Genomic DNA, 21,793 nt, shown 5'->3' with positions numbered 1-21,793 from the left:
TATTGGCAAATCTTACTCCCAAGGGGTAGTATGAACTAAACCATTAAAAGGACATGAAAAAAAGATACACTACCGCGTTTTGCCTCCTGATTTATTCCTTGACTTTCATAGTCGGCTGCACAAACGACTCCCCTACCCCATCTGCTGACATCTCTCAACTGCAGGGGCAGTACACCACCAACGGTCTGCTGGACCCAAGCTGCGTATTTATTTCCGATGCAAGTCAGTTGCCCAGCCTGACCATCACGAGGCAGCCAGACGGTACTTTCAGGCTGGTACGAACGGACTATATTCCTTCTAAAAGTACCAACACGCTTGACGGTGCTAGCGTGAATATCACGCCGGATACCACATTCATCCTGCACGACGGCAAACAGATCGGAAAACTGTTTATGAGTACTTTTCCGGATTTTAACAGCCCAAAGTCTCGCGACATAACGGCTGCGCGCCTTTCGGTTATGTATTCAGACCCAACCGCCCAAAAATTTCTAGGTTATAGCGGCTACCGTAGATAGGCCATTTTTTCATGTTCAGGGACGCCATTTTGTCGGCTAAAACACTCATTGGCTCGGTTGTTTTCGTACTATTTGAGTTAAAATCGCTTTCACAGAGACAATAAAACCGGAATTTGAAAAATAACCATTATGGAAAAATCAAGAGAAGAAGTTATAAGGGAAGTTGCCGCTGAACATGGGGTGACTGTTGGAACAGTGGCCACATTGCTGCATGGCTTGCAGACAACGGGTGGCAACCAGGTGCAGTTTAATATTGGAGAGTTGGGTGGAATGGGCCAATGGCAACCCGGCATGACAATGGTCGGGGACATGTTTAATCACACCCTGAAAGCAAAAGTCGATCAGCTGTGTTCGGCCCTTTCGGCATTATCCAGGAAACTGCCCCGGGAAGTGGTTGACGATAGCCATACGATACCTGGCCGTAGCAATGCCACATTTAAGGGCAGCCAGAATGATACGCACTACACGTATTATGCAGACGAAAATCGGTTGGTCATTTATGACGATGGCAAAAACACCAGCTACGATACCACAGGATATACGCTTACGGGCGTTCAACAATCTCAGGACGGCAGCGGTAAACGTCTCAGTTTCACATACCCTGGCGGTACAGTACAAGCAAAAGATTTAAAAGAAATACAAGAAAGCAAATCCTGATTGTTTTTCGGTTTTGTATTCAATGTACTGAAAAGCGCTGCCCGGTAGTTACCGGGCAGCGCTTTTTAGTAATGAGGGTATCGCATTGGCCAGAAATCGACATCAAATACCCGGTAGATTCGGAGACAATTGTTCTCTATATCTTTAAGCAGGTTTGTATAATTCAACGGGTCAGTTACTCATGTCGTTAGTTGTAGGCGATATATTCGAGGGAGTCTATCAACTGGAAGAGCGGGTTTCCCAGCAGGATGATGGGTTGACAAGTCGCTGGTGGGCGGATGACATCACCGCCTACCGACGTGCTGAGGTACGTATTGATATATATCCCAACAAGTACGATACTCAACTTCACTGGTTTGGAGACATCGATGGACTAATCAAAATTGGCCAATCCCCCCAATGCAACTGCCTGTACTTTGTATGGAAACCGAACGACGCTCAGTCGTTAAATCCAGTCAAAGTCACTATGTTGAGCCAAGAAGAAAGGGGTAGATTTAATGATCTGATTGATGCCCTACCCATTGCAGCTCATGAAACTATATACGAAGCTGAACATCCTCAGATCTGGCGTTCAACGTCAGGAGCGCTTCTGATCTTCTTTCGCAAACATGAGAATGACTTGACCACGCCTTATCAGACCCAAAATATTCGGGAACTCTGGAAAAACCAGAAACCATTTCCACAGGAAGACCCAACAGACCAACTACCCCATTCATCGCCAGATTTGCCATCTGAGGTAGCTAATTCAAAAGGCACCAAATGGTTTATGTTGGTTATTGGTCTCGGTATTCTTTCAGTTTTAGGCCTATACCAAACCATTCCGCCCAAACCTTCGTCAGGGCTCATCTCCTTTCAGCGTTCTCTCGCGAACGGTATAGCCCAGGAAAGAAAAGGTGCCTATGATTCGGCATTGGAACACTTTAAAGCGGCTGCCTCGGTACCTGAAGATCTGCAGGCAGATGCCCAGCTAGATAGCCTGGCGACCATCTACCTGATGCGGGCGCGCAATGATTGTGCTAAGTTTAAAGATGCTGGTAGCCCTGATCTTTACTTTATTCCCAACCAGTATTTCAATTACGCAGCGGTACTCTCCCGCCAACCCAGCCCCGAAATATGCCAATAAGATTACTCATCGTGTTCATAGTAGTCCTGGCAAGCCTCAACGAGGGTTTCGGACAAAGGTTTCCCAATCGGAACCTGTACGATATATGGATCGTAGCGGGCGAGCACCTTGACAAAGGGCGCTTTGACGACGCAATCAAACTCTATGAAGTTGCGCCTGCCGTACCGGAGTTTGCCAAAAGGCTAAGTTCTGCCAAGCGAATTCAGACGATATTTCAGGCTGGCGAGCGCTACTATCGGGCCAAGCGCTACCCGGAAGCGCTGGAAGCGTTCAGCCGGTACCGCTCGATCGACCCGACTCTTCAGGTGGACGTGCTGGATGCCAGGATTATGACATGTCTTCAGGAACTGGATAAAAAACTGGCCGCAAAACTCGACGCAACCACCCGGGTAGTTGCGGGCTTCGAATGGGCCTACAAAGGGGAACAGCAACTCGCTGTGCTTGACACACTGGCTGCAAAACGGAGTTTCACCAAGGCGAAGCAGCTCGGGGGAGGGTTGAACACTACGTTGCGCGAGCAATATCAACAGGGCCTCCGGTCCGTAAAGACTTTGGGAGCGTGGGGCAATGCTTACCATCGGGCAGTGAATAAAGACGGAACCCACTCACTGGAAACCATGAAAGCATACCGGTCTGCCTCCAAATATATCATCAGCGACATAGAGTATGAAATTAAGAGTGTGGAGGAAGGAGCGAAAGCTACTTTGTCCGCCTCTTCCAACATTGACATCGCAGACCGGCTGAGGGGGTACGCTGAGCAGTGTCGGATTGAAGACCTGTACTATTTCATAAAAAATAACCGCAACCTCATCCCCGACTCGGATTCGTTGTCCGTCCATATTGAGGAATACAGACGGGTAGAATGGGATGTGGAACGCCTCAAAAACGACCCCGCCAATCGTCCTTTTCTGGAAAGCGCATTCGCAAGCCTCCTGAAAGTGGCAGAAGAAATTCCTCAGATAGGGAAGCAAGTGTTGTTCTGCGCCAGGAAAAATTATTCTGAAGATCTCATAGAGGCCGCCCGGGTTTCTGAAACCCAAGGAGATGAGGGGACTGACAATGAAAAGTACCAAGAGGCGATAGGGTACATTGTAAAGGCACGGACTTTACACCTCTCACAGTTTGAAGCACAACTGGATGAAATCCAAACCCGGCTCTCGGTAAAGTTGGAATGCAAGCTGAAGCAGCAGGAGTTTGCCGAGGTGGCTCCCCGGATAAGAACTGAGTTATCGAACTGCCGGATAGTGGAAGCGTGGCAACTCTGGGAACCTGCCAAAGCCAAACTGGCTGGCTGCGGAGCAAGTGATCCTGAATTTTTTGGTCAATACCAAAACTTACAGGATATGGTGTACCGATTTCACCGGGCAGACAGTTTATTCAGGGTTTTGAACCCATTGGCCGAAAAGGCATTAGCCGCCAGACAATGCGGTCAGGCCAGGCAGCTTTTCCAAAAGATTGGTAGTCTGGATCTGTGCGATTTCACTCCGCGTGATCAGGCTATGGCGGGAAGCAGTCAACGAATTGCTGAATGCGAAAGGGTTAATTGCTATCTGGTTTCGAGGGATAAGGCATTCCAGAGTGCCGAAAACCGTGATTGGAAAAATGCTTATGATGCCTATCAGGTAGCCTACGACTGCGCGGAAGAAAGTCAAAAGGTCCGAATCAAAAAGATAATGGCCGACATGAAATGCGACGCGTATCCTGATAGTTGCCGGAAAGGGAACGTTTCTACGGCATTGCATCCGACAGGTCGCGTGGCCTTCAACAATCCGGTTTATTTTGATAATGGGTTGCTGAATGAAACAAATTTTGGGTATTTCGTTTCTACGGGACTTCAGGTATCCTTCCTGTCCTACCTGAATCCCGTGGATGTGGTGATCGGGGCTGAGTACTTCAGAACCAAGTACTCCGTATTAAGCACCACGCAGGGACAATCGCGCTCTGCAGGCGACTTTGAAGTGGAAGGGGCAGATGCCTTTGTAGCTTTAAAACTACATAAGCCGAATACGGACCCCAACAAACTGCGGCCATATTTGAAAGGAGGCATTGAAATGTTATTGCCTTTTGGGTATTCATTGACCAATCACGACATGTACGAAGCGACCAGCGATCGAAGATTTCTTAAAAAACAATCGCTGGGAGCCACTGCCGGATTCGGCATCGAGATGGAGAAAAAGAAATTCGGTTTTTTTGTTGAAGCCGTCTTTGGCTATAACTTTTCGGGTATCTACAATTCCAACTTCGTGACCTCCTCCGGTTCCCGGGGCAAAACAGAAGCCAATTTTCGTACGGCGGGTTTGCGGGCCGGCATTCGGTTTTGGTAGTTACTGCCAATCAGTCGGGGATTTGAAACATGTCTTTTGCCTCCGCATACGTCAACTTTTCATAGCTGATCCGTCCTGCTTGCCCGCCCGGAATGATGACGTAACGAAACTCATGATTGGGCGAAGGCTGGATGGGTGTCTGGGGGCCACGAACAGGGACCGACCAAACTCGAATTCGGTTCACAGTCAAGGTAAAATCGATGATGTCCTCGGTAAACAGGGCATAAACACGTATCGGCAATTGACGAACCTGATTATTCTCGGTTTCCAGCTTGGCGTACATTAAAACTACCCCCTGATCCAAAACAGCCTGTGTTAGACGGTTGACATTAGTGATGTCGAAATAAAATCGATCGGTCCCAAACTGGTTGGTCTTAATCCAGGTACCCGCTTTTGTCCAATTTGAATAGAGGACATTGGCTGATCCGGCGGGGCCCTGAGGCCCGGCGGTTCCAACAGGACCTTGGGGGCCGGCAGGCCCCACAGGACCGGCTGGCCCTTCAGTTCCGCTACAGGAACCCAGGCAGATCATGACAATAGCCAGGAGACTCAACGACCAGGCATTTTGAATTTTTCTTATTTTGTAATATTTGTTCATAGATTCTATTTTGACTCAAATGTCCTGATTTGACCAGACATTAGCAAGAACTGTTCCAAAATTGAATCGTCGGACGATTGCCATATTACGGGATGGCCTACTAATATTAGCCAGAGGTCTTATCTTTACGAATTGAATCATTGCCGCAGAATCAAGACGAAAATTCAAATCAATTCAGCCCGAAATATGCCCAAGCCTTCGCAGAAACTTTTTCTCCTCGATGCATTTGCCCTAATATACCGTGCTCATTTTGCTTTCATAAAAGCCCCCCGCATTACTTCCACGGGCATCAATACCAGCGCTGTTTTCGGTTTCACCAATACGTTACTGGAAGTACTGAAAAAAGAAGCCCCAACCCATATCGGGGTTGCTTTCGATACGCCCAAAAAGACGTTTCGGCACGAACAATTCGAAGCCTATAAGGCCCAGCGTGACGCGCAGCCTGAGGACATTACCATCGCTATCCCCTATGTGAAGCGCCTGCTGGAAGCCATGAATATTCCGATATTATTGGTGGATGGTTACGAAGCGGATGATGTGATCGGAACACTGGCCCGCTGCGCGGCAGAGGAAGGCTTTGAGGTATTCATGATGACGCCAGATAAGGATTATGGGCAACTCGTGCAAGAACACGTTTACATGTACAAACCTGCCTTCATGGGCAAAGGGGCAGAAAAAATGGGTGTTCCTGAAATTCTCGAAAAATGGCAGATTGAACGTGTAGATCAGGTCATCGATATGCTCGGATTGATGGGTGATGCCTCAGACAACATTCCCGGGGTACCCGGAGTGGGCGAAAAAACGGCTCAAAAGCTCATCGCGCAGTATGGCAGCATGGAAAATATCCTGGCGCGGGCTGGCGAGATTAAAGGAAAACTAGGAGAACGCATCCGGGAAAATGCCGATCAGGCCATTATGTCCAGAGAGTTGGCAACTATTGACGTGAACGTGCCTATCCCTTTTAGTGCCAAAGACCTTATTCACGAGGAGCCTGACGCTGAAAAGGTAAATGCGCTGTTTGACGAATTGGAATTTCGTACCCTTCGCCGCAGGGTGCTGGGTGATGATCCGATAAGTACCACTGCCACTACGAAGCAAAAAACTACTACCAAAGATCAGCCTGGCCAACTCGATTTGTTTGGCGCTGCCAGTAACCCAAACATTGCCGCGTTCGAAAATTCCACTTCCACCAACCAAACGGAACCCGCCCCCGTCGTTTATCGGAGCATTGCCACGGCTACTCACGATTACCAAACCGTTGATACGCGTGAATTGATGGTCAGTCTGGCAAACTACCTCAGCCAACAAAATGAATTCTGCTTTGATACGGAAACTACCTCTTTGGATGCGCTCCAAGCCGAACTAGTCGGCATCGCTTTTTCTTACCGGCCCGGTGAAGCATTTTACGTGCCCGTTCCCGAGGATCGGGAGCAGGCACAAGCGATCGTTGAAATTTTTCGGCCTGTTTTTGAAAACGAGGCGATTACCAAGATTGGCCAAAACTTAAAGTACGATATGCTCGTACTAAAAAACTACGATCTGGAAATACGCGGTCCACTCGCCGACACCATGCTGGCGCACTACTTGCTGGAACCCGAGCAAAGGCACGGTATGGATCGTCTGGCGATGAACTACCTGCAGTATCAGCCCGTCGCCATTGAAGAGTTGATCGGCAAGAAAGGAAAGAACCAGTCCACGATGCGTGAAGTACCGGTGCACGAAGTGACCGAGTATGCGGGAGAGGACGCCGACATCACCCTCCAACTACATCAGCTATTAACACCCGAATTAAAGGAAAAGGCCGCTACCAAATTATTCGAGGGGGTTGAAATGCCACTGGTTCGCGTGTTGACTGCCATGGAATGCGAAGGGGTCAGGATCGATACCGAGGCATTAGCCAAAATGTCACAGCAACTCGAGAACGACATCAGGATACTCGAAACCGACATTTTCGCGACAGCTGAGACAGAGTTTAACCTCAATTCACCAAAACAGCTGGGGGAGGTACTTTTCGACAAAATGAATTTGGTAAAAAACCCCAAGAAGACGCGTACCGGCCAATATGCCACGGGAGAGGATGTACTTTCAGCCCTGGAAAGCGAGCACGAAATCGCGCGAAAAATTCTGGATTACCGGGAATTGCAGAAACTCAAATCCACCTACGTAGATGCCTTGCCGCTGCTGATAAACCCAAACACGGGCCGCCTTCATACATCCTACAACCAGGCGGTTACGGCCACCGGGCGGCTAAGTTCTACAAATCCTAACCTCCAAAATATCCCAATCCGAACCGTTCGTGGACGTGAGATAAGAAAAGCCTTTGTACCCCGTTCAGAAGAGTTTCAAATCCTGTCGGCGGATTACTCCCAGATCGAATTGCGAATTATGGCGGCGTTTAGCGGTGATCCCAGCATGATTGAGGCCTTCAATCTGGGCCGGGATATTCACGCGACTACCGCCAGTAAAGTATTTCACATTCCACTCGAAGAGGTCACGTCCGACATGCGCCGCCAGGCCAAGTCAGTCAATTTCGGAATCATTTACGGAATCTCAGCCTTCGGACTGGCCCGGAATCTGGGAATTTCGCGTGGTGATGCCGGTGAAATTATCAAAGCCTACTTTGAGGAATTTCCGGCCGTCAAAGCCTACATGGACCGCGTAATCAAGGAAGCCCGCGAGCGAGAGTACGTGGAGACTATTCTAGGCCGTCGTCGTTACCTGGCGGACATCAATTCCCGTAATCAGACCAACCGCGGCTTTGCCGAGCGTAACGCCATCAATGCGCCGATTCAGGGATCAGCGGCCGATATGATCAAGCTCGCGATGATTAATATTCAGGCATTCATAGAGAAAGAAAACCTTCGCTCGCGGATGATTCTGCAAGTTCATGATGAACTCGTATTTGACGCCCACCGCGAAGAGTTGGACTTTCTTAAATCAAATGTTGAGGACCTCATGCAAAATGCCTTACCAATGGAAGTCAAGATGGAGACCGGCATTGGCGTAGGAGCTGATTGGCTAGAGGCGCACTAATCGGCGCGGCCGTGATCAGTTGGGGCAAGGTTCTGCCAGGAAATCTTCGTAAGCCTGTTTAGAGGCCCCTGTAAAATACGTCGGGCAGCTTTTGAAGAAATCTCTCACCGTATTTTTGTACGCCTCGCAGTTCGCTTTGTTGGGGTTGGTGGCATATACAGTCACCGCATCCGTAACTTTCTGCGAATTGTCGACGCAGTTTTGCGGGGAGGGGGATGTGCCGTCTTTGCTACATCCTAACACCAAAGTAATAGCAAGTGGAGTGATTGTTTTGAGGAGCTTTTTCATTTGTCTGGATTTTTTATTTTAAAACTACTCCAAATAGAAAATCATAGCAACCCTGACACTCTGGAACTTATTAGGCGGTAGGCCCAATTGAGTAATCGGTACGCGGGGCAGTACTTTACCCTGGATTGACTTCGCTGGCATGAGATTTATAAGGTGTATGGATTAATCAATCGTAATCCATACACCAAGACAAATTCATGAAAACGAATGCCAAGTACCTCGCAATCGCGTTGCTGATCTCCACTTCTGCCTGGGCCCAGGAAAACATCTCTATTGGCCCGATCGCAGGAGTATCCATTGCCAATCTTAGAGGCGACATCCCCAATAATGACTGGAAAGCAGGATTGACAGCCGGCGGCTTTTTCAATTACAGCTCAAATTCCGGATTAGGAGTGAGCGGACAAGTCCTCTTTACCCAACTTGGGGCGCAGATTAACAACAAAACCAATGATATCAATCTCAACTACATTCAGGTCCCTATCCTCTTGACCTACTTTTTGGGTCAGAAGGGAAATACCTTGAGGCCCAAAGTATTTATTGGCCCTCACGTCAATTTCCTGGTGGGTGCCAAAGATCGTAATGGGAATGACATTTCCGGTGAATCTAACAATCCGAACTATAATTCGATTGATGGAGGCGTTACACTGGGGGCAGGCTTCAACTACCGGATTCAAAACAAAATCTGGTTGAACGTAGACGCACGCTACGGAGTGGGTCTGGTAGACATCACCAAATCAGCAGCCAATGAATTGAGGAATCAAAACTTTGGAATCAACTTAGGGGTAAGCTTTCCCTTCGGCTCCTACAATGAAAGGAGTGGAACAATCAATACTCGTTGATAAATCATTTTCCAGTAAAGAAAGGCGCTTTGATCGAAGCGCCTTTTTTTGTTAAATAGATCTTAGAGTTTCGGCTTTGTTGGCTTTACCGGCTCCTCAAAACCATTCACGCCTTTCGCGTTCAGCCGGCGTCGGTAGACCCTGTTCTTACTGCTGATATAAAGTTGGTCGAAGTCCTTGCCACCAAAAATCACGTCTGTCGCACTGCCGTTGGGAACGGGCAGGATCACGTTTACCCTTCCGGTTTGGTCAAGCACCTGAATGCCTAAACCTGTTGCCACGTAAACCCGGCCTTCACGATCGCAAATGACACCGCCTGCTCCGGCGTTGTCGGCAGTATCGGGCGAGTGAAGCCAGCCGTAGCGTTGCGCGTGCCGCAAAGTACCGTCTGCCTGAATTTGAACTACCCCTACCCAGTGCGAGTCCATATCGGTCATGTAGAGTTGGGTATGGTCGGGGGAAAGTGCCTTGCCCCCGATTCGATACTCCCAATCACCTTTGAACTTGTCAATTGCCTGTGGTATTACCATAATATGGGTTTCCACTACCCTGCCCGCCGCGTCTGTAAGGTAGTTTCTGTCTGGCTTTACGGCATCCTTAAAAAACAGGTTCCCTTGTTGATCAACCGCCAGGCTATTATTGGCGGCAAATTTCTCGATAACCAGTTCCCAATCCGCGCCCGGTATCACTATGTCGGTCAGCATCGGGTTTTTGGAGCCGCTGTTTTTTATCGGCCCGGGCCAGTCTTTCCACAAATACCGCATGGCCTCGGGAAACAGTGCCGTGCCGTGCTTGCCGTTATGCCCTCCCTCGCCCCAGATATGTGTCACTTCGTAGCCCGAGAAATTCAGAGCCCGCAACATCATCTGATTGGCCATCCACCAGTCACCCGCATAGATATTGAGGTCGTTCTCTCCATCCTGCAGAAAAATTCTCAGCGGTTTGGGCTCATATTTTCTTAATAGAGTCGGATAACGGTCGGCCCCGCGAAGACCTACGTAGGTACCTATGGCACTGAATACCCTGGAAAACTCATTCGGCCGCTCCCAGGCTGCCGTAAATGCGCAAACCGCTCCGCTGCTCGATCCGCCGATTGCGCGGTCATTGCCACTTTTTGACAAATGAATGGCGCGGCCGTCGCTGGTTTTCATATTTTCGACCTCGGGCAATATTTCTTCCAGGATGAATCGAGCGTATTTATCTCCAAGGCCGTCGTATTCAAAGCTACGATTATACCGATCCAGCGCCTGATCGGGATTACTGGCGATTACCCGCCCCGGCGTGATGAATACGCCGACTGTGACTGGCATTTCTTTCTTATAAATTAGATTGTCAAAAACCGTAGGCGCTTTCCATTGAATACCGTCCTGGTTTACATAAACGCAGGCAGGTACTTTCGGATCATATTGCTTCGGCACGTACACCCACACTTCCCGCCAGGTACCTGGAAAAATTTTGGACTGATCAAAGGCAAATTTCAAGACTTCTCCTTGCGGGACACCAGCTTGTTCGACGGATGCCGGGTCAATTGAATATTCCTCATCGGGAGTTTGAGCTTTTGTAAAAAGAGGGTAGTATACCAAAAAGAATATGAACAGCTTTTTCATGCGAAATCGAAAATAGGGTTGTTGTAAAAAAGGACGCCCGAGGAATACTCTACCCTGCTTTCTGAGCAAAGCCTTACCTTTGTCCAAATTGATAATCAAATCCATGAAATTCGACGACTATTCCATTGCTTTTGAAATAAAAAGAAACCTTTCAAAGATGGGTTTCAAGCGTCCTACTGACATTCAGTTCCGGGCAATTCCTTCCATTCTGAAAGGGGAAGATGTGCTGGCCATCGCCCAAACCGGAACGGGAAAAACTGCGGCCTTCGCCATTCCGGTGGTGAGTATGATTCACGATATCAAGCAGCGGAGCCGCACTTCCCCGATCAGATGCGTGGTGATGGTGCCAACCCGCGAACTGGCGCTACAAATAACCGAGGTATTTGACCAAATTGCCCGCCATACCCGCGTAAAGGCGGTGTGTCTGGTCGGTGGCGTGGCGCAAGAACCTCAAATAGAGCGGCTGAATGATGGCGTGGATATATTGATTGCCACACCGGGACGAATGTTCGATCTGACGAGCCAGGGACATATCGACCTAAGCCGGGTTGAAATCCTGATTCTGGATGAGGCGGATCAGATGCTTGCGTTGGGGTTCTATAAGGATATTGAGGATGTGATTAAAAAATTCCGGCGAAACCGGCAGACGCTGTTTTTTTCAGCCACTATTGACGATACGATTAAAAAGCTGGCTTACAGTATCGTTCATACTCCCATTCGCATCGAAATTGCCCCCAAAGACCGGGTTTCCAAAAATATTACCCACTCAGTGGCACATATTGAAATGGACGATAAGCGATTTTTCCTGGAACGCATTATCAAGCAGAATCCTGAAAAGAAAATCCTGGTTTTTGTCCGCACCAAAGTGAGGGCGGAGCGCGTAGCCGCAGCGCTCGCTCGCATGGAAATCGATAGCCAGACCATTCATGGTGACAAGGAACAAACCGACCGGTTGAAAACAATGCAGGATTTCAAGAAAGGTCGTACGCGGGTAATGATTGCCACGGATGTAAGTGCGCGTGGTATCGACATCCCCGAGGTGGATTTTGTTATTAACTATGACTTGCCCGAAGAAACCGAGAAGTACGTTCACCGGGTCGGTCGTACGGGACGGGGTGTCCATAAGGGCCGGGCCGTGTCTTTCAGCAGCCAAGAGGAGCAACCTTTACTGGAAGCCATTGAGGACTTTTTGGGCTATAAAATCACAGTGCTTGATATTCCAAAAGAAGATTACGAGCAAACCATCGATCTTACCCAGGATAATGTCACAGTTGACCTCAAAGGGTTGATGCAGGAAGTGGAAGCTTTTGAAAACAGAAAAAAGAAGAAGCGTAAATGAGCATTTTCATTTACACCCCCTTTTTCACCCTTATATTTTCATACTCAGCGCAATTCGCTTTCGTGGCAAATCCACCGAAGTCACTTTGACCCGAACCGTCTGCCCCAGTTTCACCACCTCATTGGGGTCTTTTACAAAACGGTCGGCCAATTGGGACACATGAACCAGACCATCCTGTTTCACTCCTACGTCAACGAAAGCTCCAAAAGCGGTGATATTGGTAACTATGCCGGGCAATACCATGCCTTGGTGCAGATCTTCTACGGACCGAACATGTTCGTCAAAAGCAAAAGCTTCCCGGTCAGCCCGGGGGTCCCGAGCCGGTTTTTCCAATTCTGCCAGGATGTCCTTGATCGTTGGCAAGCCGATGTCGCCCGTAATGTACCGGTCCGGTTGGATTTGGCTGCGGAGTTCAGGTTTTTTCATCAGGTCGGCCACCGTAGCTTTCACATCCATCGCCATTTCCTGAACCACAGCATACCGTTCCGGATGCACGGCGCTGTTGTCGAGAGGATTTTTTCCACCTTCAATTCGCAGAAACCCCGCCGCCTGCTCGAATGCCTTGGCTCCCAGGCGCGGTACTTTCATCAGCTGATTCCTCGACTGAAATCCTCCCACCTCGGCACGGTAATCTACGATGTTCCTGGCCAAAGCAGGTCCCAGGCCCGACACATAGCGGAGCAGGTGCTGGCTGGCGGTATTCAAATTGACGCCAACCAAATTGACACAGCTTTCCACGACCGTATCGAGGGTGTTTTTTAAAGCCGTCTGATCAACATCGTGCTGATATTGCCCAACGCCGATCGACTTCGGATCGATTTTAACCAGTTCGGCCAGGGGATCCATCAACCGCCGCCCAATGGACACAGAGCCGCGTACCGTGACATCCTGATCAGGAAATTCTTCCCGGGCCGTATCGGACGCTGAGTAAATGGATGCGCCTTGTTCACTCACCATGACGACCTCTATTTCTGCTCCATTATCGACCCCCATTAGTAGTTTTCGGACAAAATCTTCCGTGTCTCGCCCTGCCGTTCCGTTTCCAATAGCAATGGCCTCCGTATTGTATTGCACTAAAATCTCTTGCAATCGCCGCTGCGCCTGGGCTGGTTTGTCGAAGGGGTATATCACAAAATCTTCTAATAAATTGCCTCGCTCGTTCAGTACCACTACTTTGCAGCCCGTGCGATAGCCGGGATCTATGGCCATTAGTCGCTTCTGGCCAAGAGGGGGAGCAAGCAATAGCTGACGGAGGTTTTCTGCAAAAACCTGTATTGCCTCCAAGTCTGCCTTTTCCTTTGACATTTTGGCAAATTCGGTCTCGATGGCGGGTTTGAGCAACCGCTTATAACTATCCTTAACTGCCATCTCCAGCTGTACTTGTCCTCCCGCCGGGCCCACGACGAACAAACGATTCAATGATCCAAGGACCCGATCTTCATCCGGCGAGATACTGACGCTTAATACTCCTTCTTCCTCCCCGCGCCGAAGAGCCAGTAGCCGGTGGGAGGGAATGCGCGACAAAGCCTCTGAAAAATCAAAGTAATCGCGATATTTTGCCCCTTCTTCCTGTTTGGATTTCTTGACCTTGGCCGATATGATCCCCCCGCGTTCAAACCATCCACGAATCCGGGCCCGCGCTTCGGCATCTTCATTAATCCACTCCGCGATGATGTCACGCGCACCTTGCAGAGCATCCTCAACGGAAGGTACTTCTGCGTTAAGAAAACCAGCAGCGCGCTTTTCAGGTGATGCCTCCCGGCCCTGAAAAAGCGATTTGGCCAAAGGTTCCAGGCCCCGTTCAACCGCCAGAATGGCCCGGGTCTTGCGCTTTTGTTTATAGGGTAAGTACAAATCCTCCAATTCTGTCAAGCTGAACACGCCTTCAATTTTATCGCGCAACTCTGGCGTCAGCTTGCCTTGTTCACCAATACTTTTCAAAATGCTTTCACGGCGTTTTTCAACTTCCTGCTGCTTTTGCCAGGCATCCTTGATCGCACCGATCTGAACTTCGTCGAGCCCCCCCGTGGCTTCCTTACGGTATCTGGCAATGAAAGGCAGCGTCGCACCTTCCTCAAAAAGTTGGATGGTGGCGACAATCTGTCGTTCGGAAATATTCGCTTGTTGAGAAATGAGTTTGTAATTCACAAAAGATATCGATACTGGTAATCAAATACTTATTAATCTATCCATTCTGTTCCCGAATCGGCCAGTGTCACCAGCAACCCCTTACAATCCGGCCGGTTCATTGACTGGTAGGCCTGCAAGGCGCGGCTTAATTGCTTTCGGGAAGCATCGGACCCGGCACCCGCCACCACGTTTACCAGGACCTCGGTACCGTCCGGCCGGGTCACCAGACGGTCGGCCAAAAGCATTTTGCCCCTGGGCAAAAGCAATTCCTTCTTTAAGCGCACGGTAGCTCCCTCAGCAAAAAGCGATGCCAACGGCTCATTCAATAAGAGTCGTTCGACAGAAATACGCAAGTGTTCGGCCTCGCTGCCTTCCACAATCCCCTCTGAAATCAGCTGGCGAATAATTTTATTGATGTCAGCCCTGGTGGCAATCAGCGACATGGCGTACCGCAATTTTTGAAGACGGTCCTTCTTTTTTTCGAAGGTATCTACATCAAAGATCCGCTCGGCCATTCGACGCAGACGAAGCCGCTCGGTGCGGTCGGTGCTGATGACACCATTCAGGAGATAGGGCGTTGAGTCACTTCCTGTTTCCTTATGGCGGCATTCACCACGCCCTTCCGATAAAATGTAGGTACTTTGCCCATCATCCCAGGGGATTGAGGATTTTTCGCTATTTAAGAAGTCGTACAGCCAGCGATGCACGGAATCGTTGCATTTATTCCAGTCCTTAGGATTTCTGGCCAGCACATACAATCGCTGTACCGGACGCGTGAATGCTACATAAAGTAAGTTCAGGTTTTCCAGCAAAGTTCGGTTTTTCTCTTCCTGGTAATCTGCCTGTAAAATAGTCTCATCCAGCTCTTTCACCATAGACACCACCGAACTATTCAATCGTTTGGTAATGCTTTCCTGCGCATCGTTCAGGCCTTCTATCAGCAATTCAGCATCGTTGACCGCATCCAGGTCCACCCAGATTCGGTCGCGGTTTCCGCTGGGCGTAAAGCTCCAGTCACAATTTGGGACGATGACGACGGGATACTCAAGGCCTTTGGATTTGTGAATTGTGGTGATGCGCAGGGCATCTGCGTTGGCCGGAACAGTAATTGAAATCTTGTGCTGTGCTGTCTCCCAATATTTAAGAAAATCCGCCAGGTGGTTGCTTTGCCGGGTACCAAATTCCAAAATTGCATCCAGAAACCTAAAAAGGTAAGGGCCTTCGGTGAGGCCTTCGAAAAGGCGAAACGTATTGATTAGCTTTTCACATAATTCGTACACCCCCAATTGCCGCAGCCGGAAGGCGTTCAGCTCCATCCCGAAAGCTTCGAAGTAATGCAAAAATGAAGTTGTGTCTCGCCTGGCGCACATTTCACGAATGGCCGTGTGCTGGGCAGCATTGGGGATTTTTTCTAAAATGATCCGGTGAAAGTGGTAGGCAGCTTCGTAGCGGGCCAAAGCATCGTCCGGCGTTTGCAATACCTGCATGAACGAAACCAGAAGGTTGACCGTCTGGGAGTAAGTCAAAAGCAGCGAATCGTCGGAAATCAGCGGATCTCCGCGCTCCTTCAATGCAGCGGCAATTGATCCAGCTTCGGATTTTCGGCGACATAAAATGGCGATGTCCCGCCAGTGGTACCCCTGCCCCCGTAGCTCATCTACGAGTTCCAGGGTTCGGCTGACCATAATTTCAGCACCCTCTGTTGGCTGTTCCTCCAATTCGTCGGCAGTGGACTCGGACAGGAATTCGACCTGGACGTGACCTCCCAATTTCACATCAGGAGTGACCTCCTGCTGGAAATGCTCATCAAAAACTGACGATAACAATTCGGAATCTCCTGCCCACTCACCTCCAGCCACAGAGGAGAAAAAGCTGTTGTTGAAGTCCGTCACTTCGCGATAACTGCGCCGGTTGGTTTTCAGGTGCGCTACATCAAGCTCACGTTCCAGGCTCAGCAGTCGTTCTTCGGTAAAGGCATTGTCGCCAATTACACCGGACAGGCTACCAAACTGGTTTTTGGATAAATGCAGGATCAAGTCCATGTCCCCGCCTCTAAAGCGGTAGATAGACTGCTTGGCGTCACCCACTATCAGGTTGAAATTACCGAAGCCCAATGCGTTATCTATAAGCGGCAGCAAGTTGGCAAATTGCAATTTGGACGTATCCTGAAATTCATCCACTAAAATATGGTTGTACTTCTCCCCCAGCCTTTCAAAAATAAAGGGCACTGGTTCACGGGCAACAATTTCCAGCACCTTGCGGTTGAAATCAGAAATGTGAACCTGATTGCCTTGTTTTAATAGGGCGTCGAATTCTTTGCGTATCTCGCCCAATAAGGAGAGGTTATACAAATGCTTGTCAATGAGACGTAAAAGACTACCCTTTTGGGCGGCAGTTTCCAGTGTGTTTGCCATTTCGCGATGGCAGGTAACAAGAACGGAGGAAATACTGTCAATTTCCTGCTGAATGAAGGATGAAACTTTACCGCCACACCATTTGGCTTCGCTTATTGAAGCTCTGACGTAGGAATTTCCCTCTTTCCAAAGATCGATACCCGCCGCACGTTTCTCAAAAAAACCATAAATTCCGGTATTGGAATAGTAAAAATCCTTGGCAACCAAATGCTTGCCTTGTATGGCAGCAAAGCCTTGCCGGGCCTGCTCCTGGATGCTATGCTCGGTTTCGCGTACGAATGCCTTTATTTGGCGGCTTATGCCCACCCAATCCTGCACATCAAGGGTGTCCACCTTTTTCATCGCGAGGTAGCTCTTTTCATTCAACAGGTCGTAGGCAGCCTCACGAATGCGGTGCGGCAAACTACCCCAGCTCTTGCCGCCTTCGGCGCTTTCGCGGTAGTAAGTCTCAACTACATCAGTCAGCAATGCTTCGCCCTCTTGCCCGATGCGTGCCAGCATCCGGTCTACGGCGTTGGAAAGCTGATCGGTTTCAAGAATCGTCTCGAAAGCAAACGGTATTCCCAGTTCATCAGTAAAGCTGCTTACGAGTCGTTGGGTGAACTTGTCGATGGTCATCACCGAGAAATCAGAATAACGGTGCAGTATTTTTCGAAAAATCTTTTTGGCCCGTTGCGCAAAAAGCTCAATGGTACCCTGATAGAGTTCAGGGTCACTCTCAATGCCGGGATACAGCTCAGTCACGATATCCTTCAACATGAAATGCGTACTGCCATCCGGTGATGAAAAAATCCGGAGCATCAACAGGATCCGTTCTTTCATCTCGTTGGCTGCGGCGTTGGTAAACGTAACAGCAAGTATGGAGCGAAAATAGGTATCTGACTCCGAGCTGAGCGCCAGCTTTAAATACTCCTTGGTGAGTGTGTATGTCTTACCTGATCCGGCTGATGATGAATATACTTTAAACAATTTTAGATATTGAGACCGGGTCTCCGGCGCGATTAAATGTTAAGAATTGAGAGTGAATTTACGCAAAAAAGGCAGACTTGCGCCCGCCTTTTAATTCTTAGAAACAGTAGGATTACAAATTCAAACGCACACCACCTGATACGTTGGGGCTTATGAAAAAGGGGCCCGGCAGAAGTTCGATGTAAACCCCGCCTTCAAGAAATATTGAGAGGCGGCCGTCGGGCAGGAAGTACTCAAATCCGCCGATGCCTGAACCACCCAGTGAGATGTTGTTGGTGTACTTGATCTGCTGATTCTGCAAATTGTCAGGATAATAGCGCCTGCTGTTAACCTGGGGGCCAAAACCGTAGTAAATGTGCGCCAGTTCGGAGTTGAACAATGAATTGTGCCAAAGGTAGTGGGCCTGAAACGATAAGCCGGTGTTTTTATAGAGGCCTCGCCGATATTCCCGGTTATTCGCCAGAATGCCGCCATAGGATCCGACAGTCACATCAATGGCGTTAACGTTATTGAAGTACTTTCGAATGTTCACGCCCGTGGGTTCGCCGAGTTTGAAACCTACCGCCCAGTTATCGTACTGAGCATGGGCCATAGTCACTGCCAAAAGGCAGATCAGGGTAAGCGCTGTTTTTTTCATGAATTCAGGTAATTTATTCTGCATTATGACAAGTCGATGAGTGCAAACCACTACGCAGACACAATTTTTTGCGCAAATTTACGCAAAGCCTTGACTAAAACCGCGTTTTCTTCCGATGTGCCCACCGTTATTCGTAAGCAATCACTGCACAAAGTCACTTTACTCCTGTCCCTTACGATAATTTCTCCATCGATTAAGTATTTCATTATTGTGGGGGCATCCTGAAATTGCACTAGGAGGAAGTTGGCATCAGAAGGGTGAATTTTGATCACTGAATCCAAACTACTCAGTTGATTTGCCAAAACTGCCCTTTCAGATAAAATTTGCTTAACCATTTCGCTCTTATAAGACTCATTATCCAAAGCATCAAACAGCAGTGCCTGAGTGGGTCCACCCAGGTTATAAGGAGGTTTTATCTTATTCAGAATTGAAATCAATTCAGGTGAAGCGAAACACATGCCCAGGCGTAACGAAGCGAGTCCCCAAGCTTTGGAAAAAGTCTGAAGTACCACGAGATTGGGAAATTCTTCCAACCTTTGGGTCCAGGAAGCTGTGTCGGCAAAATCGATATAGGCTTCATCCACTACGACCAGCCCATTGAAGTTTTTCAAAAGGGTATCTATAGCTGAATCCTGTACGAGATTTCCCGAGGGATTGTTGGGTGAACAAACCCAGATTATTTTAGTGGAGGGATGTATGTCCTCCATCACGGCCCCGACATCGATCTGGTACTTTTCGGTCAGGGGCACCTTAATTACTTCAATGTCATTTATCGATGCACTCACCTCATACATTCCGTAAGTAGGCGGCAGTATAATGATCGAGTCTTTTCCGGGTACACAGGTAGCCCTGATCAGCAAATCAATGGCCTCATCGCTGCCATTGCCCAGGAAAATCTGGTCGGAAGACACTCCTTTGATTGGAGCCAGCTTTTCCTTGATTGCCCGTTGGTGCGGATCAGGGTAACGGTTAAAATCTTTTTTCAAAACTGACCCGAACGGATTCTCATTGGCGTCAAGAAAAACGCCTGCCTTTCCGGTATATTCATCGCGAGCCGACGAATAAGGTGTAAGGTTCAGGATATGAGGACGGATTATTTCTCTTAAATTAAACATAAAATATTTTTCAACTCAAAGAACTCAACCGGATACTAACTGCTCTCTTGTGCGCAATAAGCGACTCTGCCTCAGCCATCACTTCAACAGTGGGGCCAATATTTTTGATACCGCTTTCCGAGATCTGCTGCACGGTAATTTTTTTTACAAAACTATCCAGCGACACGCCACTATAAGCCTGCGCAAATCCGTTGGTTGGCAAAGTGTGGTTGGTGCCAGAGGCATAATCCCCACAGGATTCCGGTGTGTAGTTGCCCAGAAAAATTGAACCGGCATTCCTGATGGATTCTGATACTTTTTCAGAATCCGTCACGCTTAAAATAAGGTGTTCTGCGGCATAATCGTTCAATAATTCTATTGCTTCCTCGGATGAATTCACCAGAATTGCCTTGCTGTTTGCGATAGCCTGCCGGGCAAGGTCACGACGTGGAAGCGACTCCAATTGCGTGGAGAGCGTGATATTAACACTGTTCAGCAACCTGCGGCTGGTAGAAACGAGAAGTACCTGGCTATCTGCACCATGTTCGGCCTGAGAAAGCAGGTCGGCAGCAACAAAGGAAGGGATCGCAGAGTCATCGGCATAGATCGCCACCTCGGAAGGACCTGCCGGCATATCAATTGCGATGCCTTCTTTACTCACTAACATTTTGGCAGCAGTGACGTACTGATTGCCCGGCCCAAAAATCTTGTAAACTTTCGGAACACTCTCCGTGCCATAAGCCATGGCAGCAATCGCCTGGGCGCCTCCGATCCGGAAAGCCTTGGTGACCCCTACCAGCTTGGCCGCGTAGAGGATGGCCGGATGGTCACTTGGCGTGCAAAGCACGATCTCGCGGCAACCCGCCAGCTGAGCCGGAATGCCCAGCATCAGTACGGTACTAAATAACGGAGCCGTTCCACCGGGTATGTAAATCCCTACCTTTTCAATGCCCACGCTCCTTCGCCAGCAGACCACCCCCGGCATAGTTTCGATTTTTTCGACGGCTTGTTTCTGAGCTTCATGAAAAGTGCGAATGTTTTGGTAAGCCTGATGAATGGCCGCTTTCAGCGTTTCATCGAGTTTGTTCTCAGCATCCTGAATAGCATCCGTTTCGAAAGCAATGTCACCCAATTCGATCTGATCGAATTGAAGGGCATAATCACGCAATGCCGAGTCTCCTTCAAGTTTTACCTTTTGCAGGATCGGGAGAACTTTCCCTTCGATCTCGGCAAAGTCCTGGGTCGGGCGCGCCAGTAAGGCAGGCCAATCGGCTCTATCAGGAAATGGGATAATTTTCATGGGTACAATTTCCCGAAAGTGTGGCTTCCGGGTAGTTAGGGTTGCCGGAAATATGAAGGTGATTAAAGAATCATTTTCTCTATCGGAATCACCAGAATTCCTTCCGCCCCAGCCTGGCGGATTTTCTCGATATTTTCCCAGAAATCATTCTCATTAATTACAGAGTGCACTGAGCACCAGCCTTCCGTAGCGAGGGGCATCACGGTAGGCGATCGCATCCCAGGCAGGTACTTGCTTACTTCCTCCACAGAATCCGTAGGGCAGTTTAGCAGAATGTACTTATTATTCTTCGCAGCCTGAACGGATTTGATCCTGAAAAGCAACTGATCAAGGTGAGATTGCTGGGTATCGCTGAGATTCCGACTCGCGATCATTACCGCCTCAGACCGGAAGATGGTTTCAACTTCCTGCAAACCGTTGCTCAACAGCGTACTTCCGGAACTTACTATGTCACACACTGCTTCAGCCAGACCAATGCTTGGTGCTATTTCGACTGAACCGCCTATTTCGTGAATCTGGGCTTCAACTTCGTTATCCTGCAGGTACTTTCCAAGAATGCGGGGATACGAAGTGGCAATGCTCTTCCCATGCAGATCTTTTATGGAGCCGTACTTTTCACCACGCGGAATCCCGATTGAAAGGCGGCACTTGGAAAAACCCAGCCGGTACACGGTATCCACGTCACGCGCAGTTTCCACGGCCACGTTTTCACCCACAATTCCCAGATGAGCCACACCGTCCTCAACATAGCCTGGTATATCGTCATCGCGCAGAAAAAGAATCTCTGCGGGAAAATTAGCCGCCGGAGCACGAAGCTTTCCGGCACCATTGTCGAAACGAATTCCACACTCCTTGATTAATTTAAGAGAGTCGTCGCTGAGACGTCCGGATTTTTGTACGGCTATGCGTAGTATTTCTGTCATTAT

Annotated in this window: 16 protein-coding genes; 7 read left to right on the top strand and 9 right to left on the bottom strand. The window is 48.9% G+C overall.

What is annotated here, in order from left to right; all coding sequences use genetic code 11:
* Nucleotides 1-53 precede the first annotated feature (53 nt).
* The 4 genes from IE117_RS20125 (at nt 54) to IE117_RS20110 (ending at nt 4,619) form a co-directional block, all read left to right on the top strand.
* Nucleotides 54-515, top strand: a complete 462-nt coding sequence (locus IE117_RS20125; RefSeq protein ID WP_189566487.1) for a hypothetical protein — start codon at nt 54-56, stop codon at nt 513-515.
* Nucleotides 516-644: 129 nt separating this feature from the next.
* The gene (locus IE117_RS20120) at nt 645-1,172 is read left to right on the top strand and encodes a hypothetical protein (protein ID WP_189566485.1); all 528 of its coding nucleotides are present in this window, start codon (nt 645-647) and stop codon (nt 1,170-1,172) included.
* Nucleotides 1,173-1,353: 181 nt separating this feature from the next.
* On the top strand, nt 1,354-2,295 hold the full coding sequence (locus IE117_RS20115) for a hypothetical protein (RefSeq protein ID WP_189566483.1): 942 nt from the start codon (nt 1,354-1,356) through the stop codon (nt 2,293-2,295).
* Entirely contained in the window at nt 2,286-4,619 is a 2,334-nt protein-coding gene (locus tag IE117_RS20110; RefSeq protein WP_189566481.1) for a tetratricopeptide repeat protein, read from the top strand. Before IE117_RS20115 ends, IE117_RS20110 begins: the two co-directional genes overlap by 10 nt.
* Nucleotides 4,620-4,629: 10 nt before the next feature.
* Here IE117_RS20110 and IE117_RS20105 read toward each other — a convergent pair whose 3' ends face one another.
* On the bottom strand, nt 4,630-5,217 hold the full coding sequence (locus IE117_RS20105) for a collagen-like protein (RefSeq protein WP_189566479.1): 588 nt from the start codon (nt 5,215-5,217) through the stop codon (nt 4,630-4,632).
* A 186-nt stretch (nt 5,218-5,403) separates the two neighbouring features.
* Between IE117_RS20105 and polA the strand changes: the two genes are divergently transcribed.
* Nucleotides 5,404-8,250, top strand: coding sequence for a DNA polymerase I (polA, locus tag IE117_RS20100; protein WP_189566477.1), 2,847 nt, complete (start codon nt 5,404-5,406; stop codon nt 8,248-8,250).
* A 15-nt stretch (nt 8,251-8,265) separates the two neighbouring features.
* Here the strand turns inward: polA and IE117_RS20095 are convergent, their stop codons facing one another.
* Nucleotides 8,266-8,538, bottom strand: a complete 273-nt coding sequence (locus IE117_RS20095) for a hypothetical protein (protein ID WP_189566475.1) — start codon at nt 8,536-8,538, stop codon at nt 8,266-8,268.
* 197 nt (nt 8,539-8,735) lie between these two features.
* Here IE117_RS20095 and IE117_RS20090 point away from each other — a divergent pair, with 197 nt between their 5' ends.
* Complete coding sequence (locus tag IE117_RS20090) at nt 8,736-9,377, top strand: porin family protein (RefSeq protein WP_189566473.1); 642 nt, start codon at nt 8,736-8,738, stop codon at nt 9,375-9,377.
* Between the two features lie 62 nt (nt 9,378-9,439).
* Here IE117_RS20090 and IE117_RS20085 read toward each other — a convergent pair whose 3' ends face one another.
* Complete coding sequence (locus tag IE117_RS20085) at nt 9,440-10,984, bottom strand: alpha/beta hydrolase-fold protein (RefSeq protein WP_189566471.1); 1,545 nt, start codon at nt 10,982-10,984, stop codon at nt 9,440-9,442.
* A gap of 103 nt (nt 10,985-11,087) precedes the next feature.
* On the opposite strand from IE117_RS20085, the gene IE117_RS20080 reads away from it, so the two are divergent.
* Nucleotides 11,088-12,323 carry a DEAD/DEAH box helicase gene (locus IE117_RS20080; RefSeq protein WP_189566469.1) on the top strand — a complete coding sequence of 412 codons (1,236 nt, stop codon included), beginning with the start codon at nt 11,088-11,090 and terminating at the stop codon, nt 12,321-12,323.
* A gap of 30 nt (nt 12,324-12,353) precedes the next feature.
* On the opposite strand, the gene IE117_RS20075 is transcribed toward IE117_RS20080, so the two are convergent.
* The 6 genes from IE117_RS20075 to hisG form a co-directional block, all read right to left on the bottom strand.
* A complete protein-coding gene (locus IE117_RS20075; RefSeq protein ID WP_189566467.1) occupies nt 12,354-14,471 on the bottom strand; it encodes a Tex family protein in 2,118 nt (705 codons plus the stop codon).
* Nucleotides 14,472-14,503: 32 nt separating this feature from the next.
* Nucleotides 14,504-17,836, bottom strand: coding sequence for a UvrD-helicase domain-containing protein (locus IE117_RS20070; RefSeq protein WP_189566465.1), 3,333 nt, complete (start codon nt 17,834-17,836; stop codon nt 14,504-14,506).
* Between the two features lie 112 nt (nt 17,837-17,948).
* A complete protein-coding gene (locus IE117_RS20065) occupies nt 17,949-18,473 on the bottom strand; it encodes a hypothetical protein (RefSeq protein WP_189566463.1) in 525 nt (174 codons plus the stop codon).
* Between the two features lie 50 nt (nt 18,474-18,523).
* Nucleotides 18,524-19,588 (bottom strand): histidinol-phosphate transaminase, encoded by a 1,065-nt coding sequence (hisC, locus tag IE117_RS20060; protein WP_189566461.1) that lies wholly within the window; start codon nt 19,586-19,588, stop codon nt 18,524-18,526.
* Between the two features lie 10 nt (nt 19,589-19,598).
* A complete protein-coding gene (gene hisD, locus IE117_RS20055) occupies nt 19,599-20,867 on the bottom strand; it encodes a histidinol dehydrogenase (protein WP_189566459.1) in 1,269 nt (422 codons plus the stop codon).
* 62 nt (nt 20,868-20,929) lie between these two features.
* Nucleotides 20,930-21,790 (bottom strand): ATP phosphoribosyltransferase, encoded by an 861-nt coding sequence (gene hisG, locus IE117_RS20050; RefSeq protein ID WP_189566457.1) that lies wholly within the window; start codon nt 21,788-21,790, stop codon nt 20,930-20,932.
* Nucleotides 21,791-21,793: the final 3 nt, after the last annotated feature.

Source organism: Persicitalea jodogahamensis (assembly GCF_014651615.1).
Taxonomy (GTDB): Bacteria; Bacteroidota; Bacteroidia; order Cytophagales; family Spirosomataceae; genus Persicitalea; species Persicitalea jodogahamensis.
The sequence above is the reverse complement of the archived record's forward strand: the minus strand, read 5'-3'. Positions and strand labels throughout refer to the sequence as shown.